The following is a 20018-nucleotide window of genomic DNA, read 5'->3' on the forward strand; positions in this document are numbered from 1 at the left end:
AATTACGTTTCACGCGCGATGCGCGACGTTACGACAGACCTTTCCACGCATATTGCCACACGATTTCCGGGCACTGTCACCCTTGGACTGGATGGCAACTTTCCATTTTTCGATGGATTTCCGCTGTTGCCGCATTTGTCACACGACGATGGGAACAAACTGGACCTGGCCTTCTATTACTCCGACGAAAATGGATATCTGCCAGGCAAAACCGCGTCACCAATAGGCTATTTCGATTTTGAGGATGGCTTTGAATCTTGCCCGCAGAAACAGTGGTCAATGCGATGGAATTTTTCTTGGCTTCAATCGTTTTGGCCGGACTATCAACTGGAACGGCAACGAACAAAAGCCGCAGTTACCTGGCTGGCGAGTGATCCACGCGTTGAGAAAATTTTCCTTGAACCCCACCTCCGGGAGTCTCTTGATGTCAGATTTGGAAAAGTCCGATTTCAGGGATGCTTTGCAGCGCGTCACGACGACCACATCCACTTTCAAGTTCACTGACAAATCAGGTACGTGCAGGTCTTGCCATGACATCCAATGTCCAGGTGCAGATGTGATTTGTGAAACTCATCGCCTTCCGGGCTGAGAACGGTTGTAAACCGTTTGCAGGCGCTCTTGTGAAGCGCTTTAAGGAAGCGGCCCGGCTTCGTTTTCTGGCCCCAGTCCTTTTCAATCGAAACACTGGTACCGTCCTGCATATGAAAATGGGAAATGTCGACTGCCTTGCCCAGCGCATGCTCGGACAGTTTGCCGCCTGGCTGATTGTTACGGCGGCGGCACTGGTAGCCGGGTCCGGATCTTACGGTCTCAAGTCCACCATCGAAGTGCTTTTCTGCCAATGGCATCACGTCTTGCCGCAGCCATGCGGTGTAAACTTGCGCGAACTCACATGAAACGGTAACTGCGTTTTTGAACTGAACAGACTTTTCGTTCCATGCAACGCCTGTAAGTTTAACAGGGGCTTCAATGCCACAACCAGCATCACCAGAGTGTTCGCCGCGAATTGCGGGAATGGTAGTGAATTCAGTTTCTCCAAGAACGCAAGAATCCGGATGTGCCGTCACAAGCGCATCGGATTTTGGTTTTTTCGCCTTCTCGGGTTTTGGAGCAGGTAATTTCGTTTTTTCGCTGTTCGAGCTGTTAGACGCTGCAAGCGGTTTTGGCGTTGGCAATGGGGCCGCTGCTTCGGAAGACGCTGCAAAGACTGGCTGAGCCAATACTAGTGTCAGGCTAACCACTGCAGTTTTAATCATTCATCCCTCGCCGCTTGCAGCTTCGCCCGATTTGTGGATCACTGCTGCCATACTGCCCACCACCTTAGAGCTTCGAGCGTTTGTAATGACAATTGAATTATATACCGCCTACATTGTGGCAACCCTCATCGTGCTGGCAATTCCTGGGCCCACGATCATGCTTGTTGTGAGTTACGCTCTGACGCAGGGGCGCAAATCTGCCTTTGCCAGCGTTCTGGGTGTCGGTCTCGGCGACGCAACAGCGGCGACAGCATCACTTCTTGGCCTTGGAGCGATCCTTGCCGCCTCTGCAACTGCTTTTACGGCACTGAAATGGGTAGGCGCAGCATATCTTGTCTGGCTGGGCATTACGATGTGGCGCAGCCGCCCGGGGCCTTTAGGGGTTCAGGAAGTGGAAGACATCCCACCCCGCAAGATCTTCTGGCACGCATACGTCGTAACCTCGCTCAACCCAAAGGGCATCATTTTCTTCATGGCGTTTTTGCCGCATTTCATTGCGCCGCAGGTTGCCGTTGCACCACAGCTTTTCCTTCTCGGGTCGACCTTTGTGGTGCTCGGCATCCTAAACGCCGCGATCTATGCCTACGCAGCGGCCGCAGTGGGACAGAAGCTTAGAAACCCATCCCTTTTGCGTCTGGTCAATAAGGTCGGGGGCGGTTTTCTGATTTCTGCTGCTGCGATGACGGCTACGCTACAGAGGTCAGCGAACTGAGGCAGCTCGTCCATCTCAGCGGATCAATCGCAGTGTTACGAATTTGAGCTTTGAGTACCGAGGAAAACGGCCGCTGGGATTACCCTGTTTTCAGGCCGAAGTTTGCGCCGGATTTTTTCAACGTCTCCAACGAACGCTTGGCACCTTCTTCGCTTAGAGCCGCATAGCGCTGAATGGCAGCATTCAGTTCCAGTCCGCCGATGCGCAACCGCCTTGCGCGCATGGTCAGCACATCTTTGTAGGCTTCTGCTGTGACCCCATTCGCCTTGCAAAGGATAATCAGCGGTTTGTCGCTTGAGCTGAACAGCAATTGAGAAACAGCCGAAGAAGGCAACTCGCTTACTTTTGCCAACAACATGCCAAGTTCAGCGGTTCTGTCGGATCTTGCAAATGTCTTTACGGCATCGTCAATATCGGTTTTGCGGCTGACAACGTCCTTGATGAGCGCATTCGATTCTTCGCGCGCATCGTCCAGCTTGTGCGCTCTCGCCGCCACTTCTGTTGCAGCTCTTTGCGCAAGCAGGTGAACAAGCGTGTTGTCGGCCCCCAGAGAAGTGATCCGCTCTTTCAAAGCACTTGTCAGGAACGGCACCAGAGCGTGGGCAGCTTCTTCCGGCAGATCAGGGCGACTGACAAGCGCGGCTTGGATCGATTCATCCGAGCGGGCCTTTTCGACAAGCTTAAGGAAGGAGGACTCGGCAAATTCTGCGCCTTCGTTCTCCGCAACCCTCGTCAAAACCCTGCTGTCTCCGCGGTCGACCAACACAGACGTGACAGCTTTATCGACCGTTTTTCTTACCGCAATTGCTCCCAGATGATCCATGGACGCAGAGGAAGCGATTTCAACGAGGTCATCAGTCGTGAGGGATGGTGAATTTTCAAGGACAGGCTCGGCAACAGAAATCTTGTCTTTTGCCAAACTGACCATGAGGTCCCGCGGCGCGTCTTCTTCGTGACAAACGCGTTTGGCGAGGATCATGCGCGTTTCTTCTTCGAGCTGCCCCAAGACCTTCAAGACGATGTCACCGAAAAGAAGGCTGATCTGTTCGTCCCGATCATCACCGGCACCGACGAATAGATCCGTAAGCGCACCGACCAGACTTTTCCGGCCGACTGCACTGGTATCTCTCGCCAGTTCTGCCAATTTCGAAAGGTTGATCATCCGCACTCCGCTGCGCCAGGCGCTCTTAGAACGTAGCAGGAGCATCTTAACAATCGGCTACCGCGAGCGCGCCGTCAGCGGGGTCAATTGATACAGCTTCAGGCGTTCATCTTGCGCGTAAATCGCAGTAAAATCGCCTTTCATGCTGAAAAAATTTATGGTTCTCCGAGGGAGATTCCGTCTCATTTTTTCGAACGTAAGGTGTTCGTAATCAATATGTTAATGAAAGGCGCGAAGGAGACACAACCAATAGGTGCAATATCTGCATTGCAATGCAGCATCTTTTTTGCTTCGTTTCACACATTCACTGTCTTAGTATCTGGGCGTCAACTGAGGTAATCGGGAGCGGACAGATGACCCTAGCGCGGAACCTGAACAGGATTGCCTTCATTGCAGCATTTGCTTTTCTGGCTGCAATCGTCGTCGGAATCATATGATCCTGACGTAAGAGTACGAGTTAAAACAAAGCCTTAGAGCTAAACTCGAATTGGTGTTGATAGACAAGAAATAAAAGCCACTCACATTCGAGCCCGCCGCACCAGAAGGTGTCGGCCGGCACCGAATGGCTTTTGAAAATCACAGCTGAACACAGAGTTTGACGAATGTGCTTCGATCCAACGACATGGTTCGTAGTCGCAGGTTTAAACGTCACTGAAAATCATTGCAATTATTGGGTGTAAATCGTCTCACTGAGTGAGACGGTGTGGATGCCGCCCGGAAACTGGAAGTTCCGGGCGAGGCCACTGTACGGAGCCTTGGCTACGCAGCCAGTTGAAGTGTTTTTTCCAGCGCCGTCTGTTTCTTGGACGGGTCGGCCATAAGTTGATCTGCTGCGATAATCGAAACGTCATTGATACCGATAAATCCAAGAACGTGCTTCAGATAGGTCGCTGCAAAGTCAATTTCCGATCCTACTTTCGTACCGCCGGAGGCCACGACAACATACGCCTTTTTGCCGTCAAGCAATCCGACAGGCCCGTTTTCGGTGTAGGAAAACGTTTCACGTGCCCGAGCAATCTGATCGATCCAGGCCTTAAGCGCAGCTGGAACAGAGAAATTGTAAATTGGCGTCCCGATAACAATGGTATCTGCCGATTTCAACTCGTTCACCAGTGTGTCGGAAAGCGATAACTTCATGCGTTGTTCGGCGCTGCGTTCAGCCGGATCAGTGAAATTGGCCCCCACCCAGTCTTCGTCAAGAAACGGGATCCCCTGCGATACATCTCTACTAAGGACCGTCGCTTCCCGGTCTCTTTCGACCAGTCTCTTTACCAGTGTTTCCGTCAACTCGCGGGTAACCGAGTTGTTCTTACGTGCCGAAGCATTGATATGAAGAATGGTCTTGGCTGCGTTGCTCATGCTGATCTCCAATTTCAAAGCGAAGGATCGCTTGTTCATGAAATGAAGATAGTTTCGCCTCTTTTTACAAACTAGGCTATTTTTAGTGAACAGTCTGTTGAGCGCTGAACACGGATATGGCTACACTCGCAGCCTTGATTTGGATAGAAATTGTAACTCTTACCTGTGAGACAATAAAGGCGGCTTAGCTCAAACTGACCACTAACCCCTCTGTCCGACAAACCGCTGCGCGCCCTCAGGAAGCGGCATGGACGCATGCGCCTCAGCGAATTCACCAAGTTTCGTGGCGACAGGCTCCCCAGGCAGTGAGCTGGCACGGGTTGCCAAATCAACATGCAACAAAAATGTCTCTACTGTTGCCGCAAGCCTGCCGTCTGCACCTTTGAGATAGTGGAAAAGATGTAGCTTCTTGCCATCGCCTTTCATGACCTGTGTCGTGATGATGAGGCGCTCACCTGCGTGCATTTCGTCGAGATGCCGGATATGGGTTTCAACGGTAAAGTAGCTTTTGCCCGAAGCGATGTAATCCGCATCCGCACCGATGAGTTCCATGAACCGATCCGTTGCCGCTGCGCCCGCTTCAAGATAATGGGCCTCATTCATGTGTCCGTTGTAATCGACCCAGCTTTGAGGGATTTGACGGCTGCCCGTAACCGGCAAGTCCGGGTCTACATGAGCCGAGAGCGAAGACTCGTGCCGATTGATCACACCACCTGCACCGCTTCCGGTTTTTTTCAGTGCCCGCATCATGCCAACCAGATTGTCATCTCGCTGACGTTCGAGTTCGCGAATTGTCATATGGCCCGATTGTTCATCGGATTGACCCGCGATCAGATCAACAAGCTCGTCGGTGAACTCGGGCACGTCCATGAGTTTGGTCCATGGCCACTCAAGCGCAGGCCCAAATTGCGCCATGAAATGCTTCATTCCCGCTTCACCGCCAGCGATCCTGTAAGTTTCAAACATTCCCATTTGAGCCCATCGGATTCCGAAGGCCATACGGATCGCTTCGTCGATTTCTTCTGTCGTCGCAACGCCATCTTTCACGAGCCAAAGGCTTTCGCGCCAAACAGCTTCCAACAAACGGTCAGCAATATGCGCATCGATTTCTTTTCTCAATGTGAGCGGAAACATCCCGATCTCGCGCAAGATACTTGCGGCTTTCGCCGTCAAACTCTCCGCACCCACCAATTCGACAAGTGGCAACAGATAGACAGGATTGAAGGGATGCGCGACGATCGCTCTTGCACCCTCACTGTTCAATTCGGACGGTTTGAAACCAGATGTCGAAGATCCCAGGATGGCGTCCTCAGGTGCGATCTCACTCACCGCACCAAGGACTTTGTGTTTCAACTCAAGTCTTTCAGGTATGCTTTCCTGGATCCAATCGGCGTCTACCACCGCATCTTCAAGGCTTTCATGAAAGACAAGCTCTCCTTCTGGCGGCAACAGCCAGTCGTAGAGAGACGGCAGACTTCTCCTCGCGTTCGCGAGAACTTCATTTATGTTTCGCTCCGCTTCAGGATCGGGGTCGTAGACCGCAACGTCCCACCCATTGAGCAGAAACCGCGCTGCCCAGCCACCACCGATCACGCCACCGCCAATAATGCAGGCCTTCATTTTGGTGACCTCTTCGAAAGGCCAAGCAACGACCGTACGTCTTGCGGGCCCATGACCTTCGCTCCCATGCCCTCGATGACCTTCCGCGCCTTCTCGACCAACTGGGCGTTCGTAGCAAGCACACCTTTTTCCAGAAAGAGATTGTCTTCCAATCCGACGCGCACATTTCCTCCTGCCAGCACAGCGGCTGCAGCATATGGGATCTGGTCACGGCCGAGACTAAACGCGGACCAAGCCCAATCGTTCGGGATCGCGTTCACCATCGCCAGAAGTGTATTCAGATCGTTTGGAGCACCCCACGGGACCCCCATACACAATTGGACCAGTGCGGGAGATGCCAGTGTCCCTTCACTCACCAACTGTTTCGCGAACCACAAATGACCTGTGTCGAAAGCCTCGATTTCCGGCTTCACTCCTAGTTCGGTCATCATGCTGCCCATTGCACGCAGCATGCCGGGTGTATTCGTCATGACGTAGTCGGCTTCCGCAAAATTCATGGTTCCGCAGTCAAGCGTACAAATCTCCGGTAGACACTCCGCGATATGAGCCATGCGCTCCGCGGCGCCGATCATATCAGTACCCTTTTCATTGACCGGCAAAGGCGCCTCGGTCGATCCGAAGACAATGTCGCCGCCCATGCCCGCTGTCAGATTTAGAACAACGTCGACGTCAGCTGCGCGGATAAGGTCCGTTACTTCCCGGTAGAGATCGAGCCGGCGGGAGGGAGCTCCGGTCTCTGGGTCCCTAACGTGACAATGCACAACGGCGGCACCTGCTTTCGCCGCATCAATTGCACTTTCGGCAATTTGTTTTGGGCTTCGCGGCACATGGGGAGATTTATCTTGGGTCGACCCCGATCCGGTCACGGCACACGTTATGAAAACATTCCGGTTCATTTGCAGCGGCATTGCTTTACTCCTAGCGGCCTTTCCAGACCGGGTCTCGTTTCTCGGCAAAGGCCTTGGCACCCTCGAGCTGGTCTTCGGATCGATAGAGCGTTTCGACCGTTCCGAACTGGCTCTTGGTGATGCGGTTCATCGCATCCTGGAACTTCAGATCTTCCGCTTCCCTGACCACTTCCTTGATCGCGGCATAGACAAGCGGTGGTCCTGATGCCAACAGGTCGGCCAGTTTCCAGGCTTCTTCCATCAGTCTTTCAGCCGGATAGATGTGGTTTATCATGCCCCATCGCGCGGCTTCGTCCGCCTCAATCCAACGGCCCGTCAAAAGCAGTTCCATGGCAATATGATAGGGAATGCGCTTCGGCAGTTTGATGCTGGCAGCGTCTGCAACTGTTCCAGAGCGAATTTCAGGCAGTGCGAAAGTCGCATGCTCTGCCGCGAGGATAAGATCGGCAGAAAGCGCCAATTCCAGCCCGCCACCACAACAGATGCCGTTGACGGCGGCTATCACCGGTTTGTTCAGCCCTCTCAGCTCCTGCAACCCACCGAAACCGCCCTTGCCGTAGTCTCCGTCGACCGCGTCTCCATCGGCTGCCGCTTTCAGGTCCCAGCCTGGGCAGAAGAATTTTTCGCCTGCGCCTGTAACGATGGCGACACGCAGTTCGGGGTCGTCGCGAAATTCGGTGAAAACCTCACCCATCATTCTGCTTGTTGCCAAATCAATGGCATTAGCCTTCGGTCGGTCCAGCGTGACCTCAAGTATCTTGTTTTCCTTGCGGACCTTTAAAGGACTGCTCATCTTATGAAACCTCGCATCGGATCAGCGCGTCGGCGGCAACAGCAAACGTTTCGCCGCACAGGAGTGGGTTTATTTCGACTTCGGCAACCGCTGTTGACAACGCACAGGCCTGTACCGCCATGATCGCGTCGATGATCAAGGATCGATTGCAGGCAGGCTTGCCTCTATAGCCGTTCAGAACTCTGGCGATCTTAAGTTCCTCCAGAGCGCAATCCACTTCGGTGCGCGTAACAGGCAGGATCAACGACACACTGTCATCAAACAGCTCAGTCAGAACTCCACCAGCAGCCAAAGTCAGAACGTATCCATGCGCAGGATCGAGCACCACGCCGACAAGAAGTTCCGCGAGCGCGCCCGTTACCATCTCTTCAACAAGAAAGGTTTCTGACGCCATTCCGGATGCGGCAACTAGAACATCGTCGGCTGAGTTCAAATCAAGTTTCACAGCGCCGGCTTCGCTCTTATGAGCAAAGCCGACCCCCTTCAGAACCACAGGAAAGCCTAAGTCCTCTGCTGCTTTCGCGGCACATGCTCCACTAGGTGCGACAGCTTTGCAAGGCACAGCAACTCCATGTTTCTTCAGGAGGTCTTTCGCTTTCGCCTCGTCAAGACTAATCGGTTCAATCGACCCCGTTGGTACAAAAATCGAATTGGGCGCCTGCCTGTTTCCAAGAAATGCCGCAGCTTCGATCGCGGCGAGTGATTCTTCCATACCGCAAAGAGGACTAATGCCCCGCACGAGGAGTTCCAGGGCGACATTCTCTGGCATGTTTTCGGGCAGCGAACTTAGGATTCCGATTGGTTTGCTGGTGTTTTCCCTGGCAATTTCGACTGCATCAATCACCTTGAGCCATTCGTCCAGAGAACATCGATCGGGACGCGGAAAATCCAGCACCACGATACCCATGGCTGCATCGCTCTCCAACATTGCGGAAAAAACCCGCCCCATGGCGTCAACGTCGCCCCAGATGTAAGTGTGATAGTCGAGAGGATTTGCCAACGCCACCTTCACGCCCAGCACTTCTTGCAGCGTTCTCGATTGCGTGTCGGTCAGCGCTGGAAACTCGAGCCGCCTTCCCATTGCCGCATCGGCGATCAAACTGGCTTCCCCTCCTGAACACGACATTGAGGCGATCTTGTTGTCAACGATCGGCCCCACAGTATGCAGGAGTTTCAGTGTCTCCAAAAAGGCTGCGAGGTTGGTGACTTCGGCCAGACCCAACTTCTTGAAAAGCGCGCTCGCACCCGCCGCGCTGCCCGCGAGTGATGCTGTATGCGATATGGCCGCAGTGCGAGCTTGCTGCGAACGGCCAACTTTCAGGACGACGACCGGTTTGCCCAGCGCATGCGCGCGTTGCGCAAAGCCCACGAAGGCCGCCAGATCGTCCAAACCTTCGATATGAAGCCCTATCGCAGTCACGCGTTCATCAGACAAAAGTGCATCAGCGATCGCTGACAAACCCGTCTGTGCCTGGTTGCCCGCCGTCACCAAATAGGCAATCGGCAGACCGCGCGTCTGCATGGTCAGATTGAGGGCGATATTCGACGACTGGGTGAGGATCGCAACACCTGTTTCAGCCCCTGCAAGTCCGTGCTGGTCAGGCCAGAGCGAAGCGCCATCTAATGCATTGATAAACCCGTAACAGTTGGGCCCCAGGAACGGCATATCACCAGCAGCTTCCACGAGAGCTTCCTGCAGGGAATTGCCGTCATCCAATTCGGCGGAGGCTTCTCGAAATCCCGATGCAAAGCACACCGCACCACCGGCCCCGGACTTTGAAAGAGCGTGAACAGTTTCGATTGTCGCGTGTCGATTGACACCAATGAAAGCCGCATCAGGAACAAAGGGAAGTTCGGCAACCGATCGGACTACCGGGCATTCCCAGATTTCGTCCCTCGTTGGATGAACTGCACAAATCTTGCCCGCGAAGCCGGACTTACGGCATTCCCGCACCACGTTCTCACACCAGAACCCGCCGCCAACGACAACTATGGATTCGGGGCGAAACAAACGCTCGAGGCTTCGCACGGCTTATGCCCCAAGTGGTCTGAAAATGTCACGGCTGATGATATGCCGCTGAATTTCACTCGTTCCGTCCCAGATGCGTTCGACCCGGGCATCCCGCCAGAACCGCTCGATCGGAAAGTCGTCCATCAACCCCATTCCACCGTGAATTTGCAATGTGGTATCGGTGACCCTGGAAAGCATCTCCGTCGCATAGAGTTTTGCGCTGGCAATCTCCCTGTTTGCCGGTAGGCCTTGATCAAGCCGCCACGCGCCAGCGAGCGTAAGCCAATCAGCCGCGTCAATTTCCGTAATCATGTCGGCAACCTGAAATCCGACACCCTGAAACTTGGCGATGGGCTGACCGAATTGACTCCGCTCTGCAGCGTAAGAAACGGCGTGGTCGAAACAGCGGCGCGCGCGGCCGACGCTCATCGCGGCAACGGTGAGGCGCGTTGCATAAAGCCACTCATTCATCACCGCAAATCCGCCGTCGACATCGCCCAGGACCTGAGAGTCCGGGAGACGGCAGCCGTCAAAATACAAGACATAATTCTTGTAACCGCGATGACTGACAGAGTTGTAGCCCTCTCGGACCTCAAATCCTGGCGTGCCTCGATCAACGAGAAAACATGTGATCCGTTTCTTGGGACCTTTTGGAGTGTCATCCACACCGGTCGCTACAAAAACAATAAAGAAGTCAGCGTGTTCTGCGCCTGAAATAAAATGCTTCGAACCCGACACAACCCAGTCGCCACCCTCACGCACGGCCTGACATTTCATGCCGCGAACGTCCGAGCCGGCGTCTGGTTCAGTCATGGCCAGTGCATCCATTTTCTCGCCACGCACTGCCGGAAGCAGATAGCGTTCACGCTGATCGCCCTTGCATGCCATCAGAATATTTTGCGGCCGCCCGAAAAAGTGTGTGAGCGCCATTGAACCGCGCCCAAGTTCCCGTTCGACCAACGTAAAATCGAGATGACTCAGGCCCGCACCGCCCACTTCTTCGGGAAAGTTACAAGCGTAAAATCCAAGATCGATGCATTTGCGCTTGATCTCTTCACCTAGCTCCGGGAACACCTGTCCGGTCTTTTCAACCAGAGCTTCGTGCGGATAGATCTCATTTTCGACGAACGAGCGTACCGTCGAAACGATCATTTCCTGCTCTTCGCCCAGGCCAAAATGCATCTAATAACTCCTCTTGTCTCCGTTTCGGAAGAGTGAGACAAGATGGCATGTTGCGATATGCAGTTTTGGTAAAAAAATATGCGATTTCCGGAAAATTCAGCAAAGATCCGCTCTGTCTGCGTGCTCCTTTTTGAAAACTTTTCAAATCATTGCCTTGCAAATGCAATCGAACCCCTTCGAGCCGCAAACACGATTGCGCGGCAAAAGCTTTACACGTGGGAGCACTTCAGTCTGGATGGAGGAACGGTGAGGTCTTCCAGCGGCTTGCCCGTTGAGACAATATCCATGTCCAGATTCGCTCCAAAAGGCGACTATCTTTTCGCAATGCCAAGCTACGGCTATACCAAAATGGCAAATCCCAAGATGGGCGAAACACTGCGTGCGGCACGCAATCGTTTTACCAACCTTGTCGGAATGGATACCGGTGCTTGGCTGCTGGCGAAAGCAGGGCTGCTGGATGGTCTGAGAGCGACAATTCACTGGGACGAAATAACAAGCTTCATGGAAACTTTTCCTGAGGTGCATGTGGTTCAAGATCGCTACGTTGTTGAGAAGGGCATTGCGACCTGCGGCGGGGCATCGACCGCCTTCGAATTGACGCTGGAACTGATCAGACAGGAACACAGTCCGATGTTTGCGCTCGAAATCGCGGCGCTCTTTATGCACGGCGACAATCTGGAAATGCAGAGCCCGTTGCAGCGCTGGTCCACAGATTCCCTTGTGCGCAGCGCAACAACTCTCATGCGCCGAACAATCGAAACACCTTTGTCGATCCCTGACCTCGCCGGCAAATTGAGAACAGATCAACGCACGCTTGAGAAGCGCTTCAAAAGCGAGATGAAGATGACACCGTTGTCTGTCTACAAGGGCATAAGACTTCGCGAGGCGCGCCGCCTGGTAGAACTGTCGGCATTGAGTATCGAAGAAATTGCAGCACGGTGCGGTTACCAGAACACAAGCGCAATGATACGCGCCTTCAGGCAGGAATTTGGAGTAACTCCCGGACACTGCAGGAGTTCCGGCTGACCGCAGGCGAGTTCTCAATCTTGGATGATCTAACGAACTCAATTTGCCGGCTGAAGCGCCCCGACAACAGCCGTCCCGTCAGTCGGGATCGTCCGGCCTCGCATATCGACCGCGAACTCTGTTTGCCCTGCCGGGATAGTCGGCAGGTTGTGCAATGGCCCCGGCGTGTAGTCTCCACCACCCGGCCCAGAGACATCACTTGATTGATCATTTACCCAATCAGGGGTCAGCGAAAGTATTCCACCGAATATGTGATCATTCGGCCCTTCGGTATCGGCCTTCGCATCACCGAGTGCTTCACCAATCCAAGCTGAGAACCTGTAATTCGAATTATCTGAAACCGCACGAATAGCCATCGGACCTGTATCGACACCGTGACGGATCGCCCAGTTGCCTATTCGATTACCGTCTGCGAATTTGCTTGAGGTTACCGCTTCGAAATAATCTGTCTTACAATTCCACTGCCAGTGGTAGGAATGACGACTGACCACGTCTTTAAGGATTGTGACATTCCCCACATCCTGATACGCGATGTTCGTGCGTTGACCGACAACAGTGTTACCGCTCTCGGTAACGTTCGTGATGGCAGTCACATCGCTATCACCGGAAATGTATGCGGCAGCCTGAAAACCTAAAAGGGTATGGATTTCAACCACATTTCCGACTGCAGCCCACCCCATCGAACCAATAGCTGTGTCTTCTAGCGAAAGTGATGGTCCACTGTTACCCGGCTTGGAAAAGTAGTTCCACATGCAAAGGCTGCCATTGGGTACACCAAGAGACGCGGCTTGAAGAACCCGCCATCCATCCGCACTACAAGCAATGATGTTGTAAGGTGTATTCGGCGCGAATGTGCAGCCCGCAACGATGGTTGTGTTGCCAATATTAGTGACGAACTGATGGCCAAATCCGGTGTTTTCCCCACTACAGTTGATGATCTGGCAGCGACCGTATTGAACTGTCCAAGCGTCGTAGTAGTTTTGACCGGTGCTTAGTTCGAAGGTGCAGTTTTTGGCGACGAGTAAACCTGACGACTGGTTGTTTCCGTTCATCCAAATAAGTTGCGAATTCTTACGAATGATCAGATTGTGGATGACCATCTTCCTGGGAATGTTATCAGTCGTGTAATGGATGCCCGGATCACCCCAACGTGAAGTAGCATCATCACCTGAAACAAAGAGGGGAAGTTTGTCCATTGCCCCGGTCATATTGCCGGACATTGCACCCTCATAGGTAACGCCTGCGCTGAACTTCATACGCACCCCGGAAAGGTTATTCCATCCGTTCTGGACAGAGTTTTCCGCCTTGGCGGCCAGGGCAGCGCTGGATATATCCGCGAACGGATTAGCGCGGGCAGTCGCTTCGTTCGTATTCGCAGCAGGAGAACCGGCACCGACACCGTCGATGAAAACATAGACGGGGGTGTAGTACGTTCCGCCGATGTTGCAGATTGCGCGCAGCGTGGAGATATTTCCGGAGAGGTACGCTTCGCCATCAATCGAAATCTGGAAGGGGTCGCCAATCCAGGGATGGATTATCGCATCCACGGTGATGAATTCGCCGTCTATGAAAGTAGAAAGGTCCCAATTCGGCTGGAAGTAGTTGGCGTAGAGGCCCGACGCGCTGTACTGGCTTGTAGATAGTGTCGAAACGGTGCTGGTGACCGTATTCGTTCCGTCCGAAGCGATGAATTGAACCGCGCGGACAGGACGCCCCTGTTGTGCGTGGCGATGGTATATGCAGAGCTTAGGTGCCCACGAAGCGGAGGTGACTTCCTGATCTTCCTCTTCCAGCCATGCAAGCTGCGGGGTGTAGTAAGAAAGCGCCGAATTGTTCGTGACCGCCACGGTGCCGCCAGAATTGACTTCGCCGCCTCCACCCGTTCCATTGTTGGTGTAAAGGGATGCGGCGGCGATCGCGGTGACAATGTCGTCGGAATAGATCCTGTCGGACAAGGACATGACCACTCTGAGGTCGCCCGCGAATTCCGTCACCTCCCAAAGCACACCATTCGGGAACGGTTGACGAATGACCGACGTCGCGATCACCTTGCGTTGGAGTTTGGTCTCGTTGCCTACCGCATCCCAGGACTTTGACAAGACAGTAAGCTCGAGCCCAGGCGAAACGACGTTGTTGAGACCACTATAGACCCCGCCGTCGACCGCTTGATCGATCGTCATGGTTGCTTGCCAGCCGTCCGGCGCGATCACGAGAGACGAAATCATATTGTCTGTCGCTGATGATGGAACACCCACAGCGATCGATGGGATCGACAGCCCGAATTCAAAACCAAGATCCATTTGAAAACATCCTATTCAAATCGAGCGGCGAGCCTTACTTCGAGACAAACGCAACTTTTCCACCTTCACCACAGCTCAAGACCAGAGACTGACCAACGCCCAGGAACCAGCGAGGGGTTGCTGCAGCGTTTGGACTTTTGCCCAGGGCAACGTAAAGCGCTGTGTCGCCGGAATTCACAAGGCGGGCAAAATCCTGCGTACCTGCCATTATGTTGGACGGTGTTGCAGCTATGACCATTGTTTCAGAAGCGGTTGCACTGCCATCAAAAGCAGGCATCGCGGAGCCATTTGACGATCGGCCCGAAACAGGGGCAAACGTCACTTCCAATTCAGCGGGCATACTATTTATCCTTCCTGTTGAATGGTTTGATCCAGGTACTGTGAACTTTTGCGAGGATCTGAACGATCAGCCAGATTGCGCCCAGAACCGGCAAAACGAGCTGTGCTTCGCCGGCTATCCACTCCACCACCTTATGCACCTGCGACCAGCTGAGCGCTGTCAGCGCGACTGGTGCTGTAATCATGTCTTGCTTGTTCAACGCCGCCCCCGGATTGCGCTTGAGAGTGCTTGCGCCGTCGCGACGAGACCGCCCGATCCGAAGATTGAGGCAACAATGGTGTCGACATACGGCTTCACCGATGGCGGGTAGTCCGCCACCGACCATGAGAAATCAAAATTCGTGTCGATAGTGATTGCGAAAAACCAAAGCCCGACCGACCCGGAGAACAGGCACCAGATTGCCCAGAAGACCCTATATCTGCGAGCGTCCGCCCGTTCTTCAGCTGCGGTCTCCGCATAGCGATTTACCGCGTTGGCGCGGATATCCTGGCGCTTGGTGTCGTTACTCACATAGTGGTCAACACTGTCGAAGATCCGAGAGAACGGGCCCCCCAGGAACAGGGATGCAATTTTGCCCCACATCACGCCACCTCGCGGCCAAACAGCTTGTTGAGGCGGCGCTGAATGACATCCCGATAGCGCCAGGCAAAATAGATGGCTGCCAGAATGGTGACAAACGCGGAAACCTCGAGCCAGGGAAAGCCAGCAGCAGCCGCTCCGATACCCGACACCACAGAGAGCCCCCCGCCCTTCTGCGCAGCATCGCGAACCGCAATCCCGTCTCTACGAAGTTGGGCGATGGTCGCAGGTCCAATGATCCCGTCATTGGCCAGATGCGGGTGCGTCTTCTGATAGGCCAGAACTGCGGCTTTGGTTTTTCTGCCCATCCAGCCGTCAATGATGCCAGGATCGAAGCCGAAGTGCTTCAAACTCTCCTGGGCTTCCTTGACAACCGGATCCGGCTCCGCAGGCCGGGAAGCACTCTCCTTGCGCTGCTTCCCCTCACCGACACCGGCGTAAACTCCCGTCAGGAAAAGGTGTGCTTCCTCTTTCCGGCGCCGGACAAGACCTGGCAGTTTCCGTCCACCGGCTCTGTTGTAATTTTTAGCCCAATGCGCCGCCGCCTCTTCTCGGCGGTCAGCCTTCCAGAGCTGCGCCGCCTTCCACGACATGAACTTACCGCCAAGGTTGAAAGTGGCCGAAACGGCAGCGTCGAATTCATGCTGCGTGGCATCCCTTGGCATCCCTGCTTCCACCGGCGGCTCATATTCTTCATCGAGCGCCGCTCTCAAAATCCGTTGATTTTGAGAGCGAGTGATCGTGTCACCGGATTTGAGTTTCCGGCCCCATAATTTGCGGAATTGACTGCTTCGATTGGTGAAGCCCGTTCCAATCGTCAAGACGCCGACGGGATCAAGGTAAGCGCGCGACACAAATCCTTCATGTGCCTCGATGAAGTCTATGCCAGTGTGGCTGGTCTTCATGAAGATCCTTTCAGATACAAAAAAACCGCCTCAGGGGCGGTGTGTCTGGATCATTTTTTTGAGATTTTAGAGCCCCTCGATCGTGCACCTAAGTGCAGCCAAGTTACTACCTGTCAGCCTAAAGCTGCTTGTGAATGAGGGAGCAGTGAGTGCGGTCCAAGGAATTGATTGTTTAGGTTGGCCAGTAGCTGTTATCAGCATAATCGAATGGAATCGCTCCCATTGCCTGCAACGCAAAACTCGCCTGCCAAATGGCCTGGCGGATTGCGGTCAAGGCGACAAGGATCTGCTGCCATTCGTGGGCAGTTACGGTCGTGGCACCGGTTTCCGTAACGATGTTGAACGGATCGCCATGACGGCCGAGGTTGATGGCCGCCTGCGCGCCTTTGGTAACCTCGTCCCAACCGCTTATATCGGTTTCGGTCATCGCAAAGGTGTGAACACCACGGGCGTCTGCAAAGTTGTATTCGAAACCCAGCGCGAGACGCCGGTCGCGCTCCGCACGGACGTCCTCTTTTGTCGGTGCCGCCGGATTATGCTGCCAAACCTTATTCTCCGGGTCATAGACATGATCGGCACTCGGTTGGAGAGGCACCTGGATCCAGCCGACCGGATATCGATTTAAATACTCCTCCGAAGGGTAGCCCGTTGTTTGCCAATAGCCGTTTGTTGGGTGAAAAAATCCATACTCCATAACTATCTAAGCTCCTGCCAAACGATTGCGGTACCAGTATTCAAGCGGTAGTAGTGCCCCGACGGTATGACTATGGCAAAACCACCGCCACCATTGATGCCTCCTGAGCAACGAAAAACAGGAGACCATACCAGCCCATCTTCAGACACTTGAAACGAGTGAAGCGCCGTGGAAATCTGTGACCCAGAGCCGGTCAAAGTCAGATAAAGCTGGATTGGCCGGCCAGACGTGTTTTGGTAAGCCACGCCGGTCATGCGATCTACGGTCATATTTTGCCAAACTTGGTTCTGACCAACGCTAAGCATATCATGGAATATATTATTCACATCCATGACTCGCATTTTGCCTGCGCTGTCATCCCAAAGGATGGGACGACTTACGCCGTTCGTATGATCGCGCAGTGACACAAAGGTGTCGTTGTTCGCGTCTTTGCCGAAGAAACCAGCGATTTGATTGTCAATGCCGCGGATTTCGATACCAGTATTGATTGTTCGTAGTCTTTCACCGCCGCCGAAAAAAGCGCGTACGTACTGTCCATCCTGAATGACGATACAATTCTGCTGCACACCACTGGAATTAGTACCGATAAAGCCGGTATTCGCACCGTTCAGTAGATTGCGAAAAAGCAGGCCACCAGTGTCTCGATGGTCAAGGTAAGAGTTAAAGCCATCATGGAACAGATTCATGTTACCCGCGTCTCCGAACCTGGCTCGAAGTCCGTCGTTCCACTGAGTGTCTGAATTCACGATTGTATTCTGGGTGGCAGAAACATACGCATCGGTGAGTGTCCCTGCTGCTGCCTCCGCTGCCGCCTGTGCTGTTTCGGCGGCCGCTTGAGCGGTTTCCGCTTTGTCTTCAGCGGCTTCCGCGTTCGCTTCAGCAACCTGAGCTGCATCACGCGCAGCCAACGCTGAAGCGGTGTAAGCGGTGATTTGTTCGCCGTCGATCAGCACCGGTACAAGTTTATCGCCACTTCTGACAAAACCGTAGCCATCGGGAAGATCGGGCACTTCCAGATCCGGGAGCGAACCGGCAAGACTTGGAGAGATTCTCAAAGACCGGTTTACCTCGCCAGCGATCGACTGAACTTGCAGCGTGGTTCTGTCCATGCCGCGTTCAAGCACTGCGGGATCGATCTCGCCCCCATCGAGGGAAAGTGGCTGGCCGTATCGACTGGTCAAGATCACGGTCAGTCGTTCGCCAGTTTGCAGATCAGCAGCCGAAAAATACACCGTTCCTGGTGAAAAATTCCCCCCCGTGAAAGACCAGTTGCCAGGCGATTGCTGGAAACTCCATTCCGTGTCGGTTCCGCCCGTATCGGTATGGATAACCCTAAGGTCGTTTTCATCGACGAACTGAAAGTTCAAATCGATGCGATCCGTCACTCCGTCGCCCAAAATCTGAGCCCGGGTGTTTGTCAATATGGATACAGTCATTTTAGGTCTCGTGGTTCGTGAATGCTAAAGCCAATCGAAAGCACTCAGTGCGCCTCGATCGCGTGCAATGATTGAATTCACTCCCTGGATTCTTGAGGAACCAACCAACGCCTATAAGCATCGCTCTGCGTGTTTTCACACTTTCCCAAACGTGCTTGCTATGAGCCGATCTGTTGCGGGATTGTGACTGGTAGTCTCGCGGATCTGGCGTGCGTACCGCTTGCCGAAGTCTACTTGCCGCTCGTCGCGAGTTTGCCGTTGGTTCGACCGGGCCAGTAGCTCTGCGGTTTCCACCGGTTCTAGACCAAAGCGGGATTGCAGCACATTTGATTTCAAGGTTGCTGCTCTGAGCCGATCTCCAGCATCTGCCGGCACGGCAGGCCCGCTGCCTGAGCGTTCGAACGCGGATAGAAATTCAACTGCCCTGACGACTTCATTCGAATGCGGGCTTTGCAGGTTTCTGACAAGTGCATTTTCAAACCGCCGCGGCAAGATGCCTTTGGTGCGCAGCACACCCAGCGCAAGTGTGCCTGGATCGTCTTCGCCGCTAACAAGGTGAGAATATGCCAGATCAGCTTTGGCCTGATCATTGTGCCCCAGCCCGTCTCCCGGTTCGCTGCTCAATGACCATTCGATGGCTGAAAGCTTGCCGGAGCGATCATCAAGCGCCGCACGGTATTCGTTGAGCAGTTGCAGCTTCGTGTGCGTGTCCAGATTGGCCGAACGCGTGATCTCTTCGGGATCGAACGGTTCTTCGGCAGACGACATACGTTCCACCAGCGTCTGCGCTTCAAGAGAAGATTTTTGCGCCTTTTTTCTCAATGCATCGGCAAGCAGCCTGTTTCGGCTTTGAGAGGACAGCTGGTAAGCCCGTTCCATAAATTGAGATGCGCCCCGGTTTGCGGATCTAGTGCCTGCATCCTCATCATACCCGGGTTCCCCGCTTCCGCCGCCGCGTTCAACCAAACGCGTCAGTCCTTCGATCTGGTCGTTTAAAGGCAAACTGCTGATCCAGTTCTCAAGCAGCTTTTCCTGGCCGTCTCGCAAGGCTTGCCGCTTCAATCCACGCGGCAAGGGCGTTATCTCAACCAGATTCCGATGCTGCTCCAGTGCTTCGTCGATACTGTCTGGGAACTGTCCGACCAGATCCGAGGCCCGTTCCACGGACTCCCGCACGCCATTCAGGTAGTTCGATTTGCTGAGATCTGCTTCCGTCGCCGCGATACCATAGCGAAGCTGCTCCTCCCCGCGCGCTGTTTCCGCATCGAAAATCTCTTTCTGCGCCTCCGGCAGATCCGCGAAAACCCTGGACTTGTTGTCCGACATGAACTCCAGCAAGGCTTCGCTGATCTGCGCACTCTCCGGCCTGGCCGGATCTGCGGAGTCCTGCGCTGAAGGCAGTCTCATCAGTACGTCGTACTGATGCCTCTCAGCCGCTTTCTTGGCGGAATATATCTCGCTTCTCAGCGTCAGATCATCTGAACGAGCCTTTGCTTCATCTCGTTCCAAAGTGTCTTTCCGCTCAGCATGAAACCTGTTCGCCACTGCTGAAAGGTCTTCGATGTCTTTTGCCGAGCGGCTGATTTGAGTGCCGAGAGTTGCCGTCGCGGATCCGACCGCGGTATCGGCGATTACTTGCGGTGTACCAACGCCCGGCAGCGTCTGGCTACCGCTGAATTTCTGCAATCGTGCCATCTGAATTCCAAAATGTTGCTTGGTAAGAGGTGATGCCGGT

19 protein-coding genes are annotated in these 20018 nt (G+C 54.0%); 3 read left to right on the forward strand and 16 right to left on the reverse strand.

Annotation, left to right across the window (positions count from 1 at the left end; all coding sequences use genetic code 11):
* The first annotated feature begins 18 nt into the window (after positions 1 to 18).
* Positions 19 to 504: a hypothetical protein gene (locus ABVF61_RS05135; protein ID WP_353992441.1), complete on the forward strand. Its 486-nt coding sequence runs from the start codon at positions 19 to 21 to the stop codon at positions 502 to 504.
* Here ABVF61_RS05135 and ABVF61_RS05140 read toward each other — a convergent pair.
* Entirely contained in the window at positions 498 to 1256 is a 759-nt protein-coding gene (locus tag ABVF61_RS05140; RefSeq protein ID WP_353992442.1) for an extensin-like domain-containing protein, read from the reverse strand. The two genes, ABVF61_RS05135 and ABVF61_RS05140, sit on opposite strands and share 7 nt — an antisense overlap.
* Before the next feature lie 85 nt (positions 1257 to 1341).
* On the opposite strand from ABVF61_RS05140, the gene ABVF61_RS05145 reads away from it, so the two are divergent.
* Complete coding sequence (locus ABVF61_RS05145) at positions 1342 to 1968, forward strand: LysE family translocator (RefSeq protein ID WP_353992443.1); 627 nt, start codon at positions 1342 to 1344, stop codon at positions 1966 to 1968.
* Between the two features lie 79 nt (positions 1969 to 2047).
* On the opposite strand, the gene ABVF61_RS05150 is transcribed toward ABVF61_RS05145, so the two are convergent.
* From ABVF61_RS05150 to ABVF61_RS05180, 7 genes are all read right to left on the reverse strand, one after another.
* The gene (locus tag ABVF61_RS05150; RefSeq protein ID WP_353992444.1) at positions 2048 to 3130 is read right to left on the reverse strand and encodes a DUF2336 domain-containing protein; all 1083 of its coding nucleotides are present in this window, start codon (positions 3128 to 3130) and stop codon (positions 2048 to 2050) included.
* A gap of 759 nt (positions 3131 to 3889) precedes the next feature.
* On the reverse strand, positions 3890 to 4489 hold the full coding sequence (locus ABVF61_RS05155; RefSeq protein WP_353992445.1) for an FMN-dependent NADH-azoreductase: 600 nt from the start codon (positions 4487 to 4489) through the stop codon (positions 3890 to 3892).
* Between the two features lie 201 nt (positions 4490 to 4690).
* Positions 4691 to 6109, reverse strand: a complete 1419-nt coding sequence (locus ABVF61_RS05160; protein WP_353992446.1) for a carnitine 3-dehydrogenase — start codon at positions 6107 to 6109, stop codon at positions 4691 to 4693.
* Positions 6106 to 7017, reverse strand: a complete 912-nt coding sequence (bcoG, locus tag ABVF61_RS05165; RefSeq protein WP_353992447.1) for a 3-dehydrocarnitine:acetyl-CoA trimethylamine transferase BcoG — start codon at positions 7015 to 7017, stop codon at positions 6106 to 6108. The genes ABVF61_RS05160 and bcoG overlap by 4 nt, the downstream gene beginning before the upstream one ends.
* 10 nt (positions 7018 to 7027) lie before the next feature.
* Entirely contained in the window at positions 7028 to 7810 is a 783-nt protein-coding gene (locus ABVF61_RS05170; protein ID WP_353992448.1) for a carnitinyl-CoA dehydratase, read from the reverse strand.
* A gap of 1 nt (position 7811) precedes the next feature.
* Positions 7812 to 9839, reverse strand: a complete 2028-nt coding sequence (locus tag ABVF61_RS05175) for an acetate--CoA ligase family protein (protein WP_353992449.1) — start codon at positions 9837 to 9839, stop codon at positions 7812 to 7814.
* Between the two features lie 3 nt (positions 9840 to 9842).
* On the reverse strand, positions 9843 to 11003 hold the full coding sequence (locus ABVF61_RS05180) for an acyl-CoA dehydrogenase family protein (RefSeq protein WP_353992450.1): 1161 nt from the start codon (positions 11001 to 11003) through the stop codon (positions 9843 to 9845).
* A gap of 285 nt (positions 11004 to 11288) precedes the next feature.
* Between ABVF61_RS05180 and ABVF61_RS05185 the strand changes: the two genes are divergently transcribed.
* Positions 11289 to 12029: a GlxA family transcriptional regulator gene (locus ABVF61_RS05185; RefSeq protein WP_353992451.1), complete on the forward strand. Its 741-nt coding sequence runs from the start codon at positions 11289 to 11291 to the stop codon at positions 12027 to 12029.
* 38 nt (positions 12030 to 12067) lie between these two features.
* Here the strand turns inward: ABVF61_RS05185 and ABVF61_RS05190 are convergent, their stop codons facing one another.
* The 8 genes from ABVF61_RS05190 to ABVF61_RS05225 form a co-directional block, all read right to left on the reverse strand.
* Positions 12068 to 14329, reverse strand: a complete 2262-nt coding sequence (locus ABVF61_RS05190; RefSeq protein ID WP_353992452.1) for a hypothetical protein — start codon at positions 14327 to 14329, stop codon at positions 12068 to 12070.
* Positions 14330 to 14363: 34 nt separating this feature from the next.
* Positions 14364 to 14669: a hypothetical protein gene (locus ABVF61_RS05195; protein WP_353992453.1), complete on the reverse strand. Its 306-nt coding sequence runs from the start codon at positions 14667 to 14669 to the stop codon at positions 14364 to 14366.
* Position 14670: 1 nt separating this feature from the next.
* Positions 14671 to 14853 carry a hypothetical protein gene (locus tag ABVF61_RS05200; protein ID WP_353992454.1) on the reverse strand — a complete coding sequence of 61 codons (183 nt, stop codon included), beginning with the start codon at positions 14851 to 14853 and terminating at the stop codon, positions 14671 to 14673.
* 11 nt (positions 14854 to 14864) lie between these two features.
* Complete coding sequence (locus tag ABVF61_RS05205) at positions 14865 to 15251, reverse strand: hypothetical protein (RefSeq protein ID WP_353992455.1); 387 nt, start codon at positions 15249 to 15251, stop codon at positions 14865 to 14867.
* The gene (locus ABVF61_RS05210; RefSeq protein ID WP_353992456.1) at positions 15251 to 16153 is read right to left on the reverse strand and encodes a glycoside hydrolase family protein; all 903 of its coding nucleotides are present in this window, start codon (positions 16151 to 16153) and stop codon (positions 15251 to 15253) included. Before ABVF61_RS05210 ends, ABVF61_RS05205 begins: the two co-directional genes overlap by 1 nt.
* A gap of 172 nt (positions 16154 to 16325) precedes the next feature.
* Entirely contained in the window at positions 16326 to 16847 is a 522-nt protein-coding gene (locus ABVF61_RS05215; RefSeq protein ID WP_353992457.1) for a hypothetical protein, read from the reverse strand.
* 2 nt (positions 16848 to 16849) lie between these two features.
* On the reverse strand, positions 16850 to 18283 hold the full coding sequence (locus ABVF61_RS05220) for a hypothetical protein (RefSeq protein WP_353992458.1): 1434 nt from the start codon (positions 18281 to 18283) through the stop codon (positions 16850 to 16852).
* A gap of 135 nt (positions 18284 to 18418) precedes the next feature.
* Entirely contained in the window at positions 18419 to 19978 is a 1560-nt protein-coding gene (locus ABVF61_RS05225; RefSeq protein WP_353992459.1) for a hypothetical protein, read from the reverse strand.
* Positions 19979 to 20018 lie beyond the last annotated feature (40 nt).

The sequence above is a fragment of the Roseibium sp. HPY-6 genome, from assembly GCF_040530035.1.
In the GTDB taxonomy this organism is placed as follows: Bacteria; Pseudomonadota; Alphaproteobacteria; order Rhizobiales; family Stappiaceae; genus Roseibium.

What these genes read in the sequence shown, in the direction of transcription:
- ABVF61_RS05135 (WP_353992441.1), top strand. Translation starts at nt 19, where the DNA reads ATGCGCGACGTTACGACAGACCTTTCCACGCATATTGCCACACGATTT.
- ABVF61_RS05140 (WP_353992442.1), bottom strand. Translation starts at nt 1,256, where the DNA reads ATGATTAAAACTGCAGTGGTTAGCCTGACACTAGTATTGGCTCAGCCA.
- ABVF61_RS05145 (WP_353992443.1), top strand. Translation starts at nt 1,342, where the DNA reads ATGACAATTGAATTATATACCGCCTACATTGTGGCAACCCTCATCGTG.
- ABVF61_RS05150 (WP_353992444.1), bottom strand. Translation starts at nt 3,130, where the DNA reads ATGATCAACCTTTCGAAATTGGCAGAACTGGCGAGAGATACCAGTGCA.
- ABVF61_RS05155 (WP_353992445.1), bottom strand. Translation starts at nt 4,489, where the DNA reads ATGAGCAACGCAGCCAAGACCATTCTTCATATCAATGCTTCGGCACGT.
- ABVF61_RS05160 (WP_353992446.1), bottom strand. Translation starts at nt 6,109, where the DNA reads ATGAAGGCCTGCATTATTGGCGGTGGCGTGATCGGTGGTGGCTGGGCA.
- bcoG (WP_353992447.1), bottom strand. Translation starts at nt 7,017, where the DNA reads ATGCCGCTGCAAATGAACCGGAATGTTTTCATAACGTGTGCCGTGACC.
- ABVF61_RS05170 (WP_353992448.1), bottom strand. Translation starts at nt 7,810, where the DNA reads ATGAGCAGTCCTTTAAAGGTCCGCAAGGAAAACAAGATACTTGAGGTC.
- ABVF61_RS05180 (WP_353992450.1), bottom strand. Translation starts at nt 11,003, where the DNA reads ATGCATTTTGGCCTGGGCGAAGAGCAGGAAATGATCGTTTCGACGGTA.
- ABVF61_RS05185 (WP_353992451.1), top strand. Translation starts at nt 11,289, where the DNA reads ATGTCCAGATTCGCTCCAAAAGGCGACTATCTTTTCGCAATGCCAAGC.
- ABVF61_RS05190 (WP_353992452.1), bottom strand. Translation starts at nt 14,329, where the DNA reads ATGGATCTTGGTTTTGAATTCGGGCTGTCGATCCCATCGATCGCTGTG.
- ABVF61_RS05195 (WP_353992453.1), bottom strand. Translation starts at nt 14,669, where the DNA reads ATGCCCGCTGAATTGGAAGTGACGTTTGCCCCTGTTTCGGGCCGATCG.
- ABVF61_RS05200 (WP_353992454.1), bottom strand. Translation starts at nt 14,853, where the DNA reads ATGATTACAGCACCAGTCGCGCTGACAGCGCTCAGCTGGTCGCAGGTG.
- ABVF61_RS05205 (WP_353992455.1), bottom strand. Translation starts at nt 15,251, where the DNA reads ATGTGGGGCAAAATTGCATCCCTGTTCCTGGGGGGCCCGTTCTCTCGG.
- ABVF61_RS05210 (WP_353992456.1), bottom strand. Translation starts at nt 16,153, where the DNA reads ATGAAGACCAGCCACACTGGCATAGACTTCATCGAGGCACATGAAGGA.
- ABVF61_RS05215 (WP_353992457.1), bottom strand. Translation starts at nt 16,847, where the DNA reads ATGGAGTATGGATTTTTTCACCCAACAAACGGCTATTGGCAAACAACG.
- ABVF61_RS05220 (WP_353992458.1), bottom strand. Translation starts at nt 18,283, where the DNA reads ATGACTGTATCCATATTGACAAACACCCGGGCTCAGATTTTGGGCGAC.
- ABVF61_RS05225 (WP_353992459.1), bottom strand. Translation starts at nt 19,978, where the DNA reads ATGGCACGATTGCAGAAATTCAGCGGTAGCCAGACGCTGCCGGGCGTT.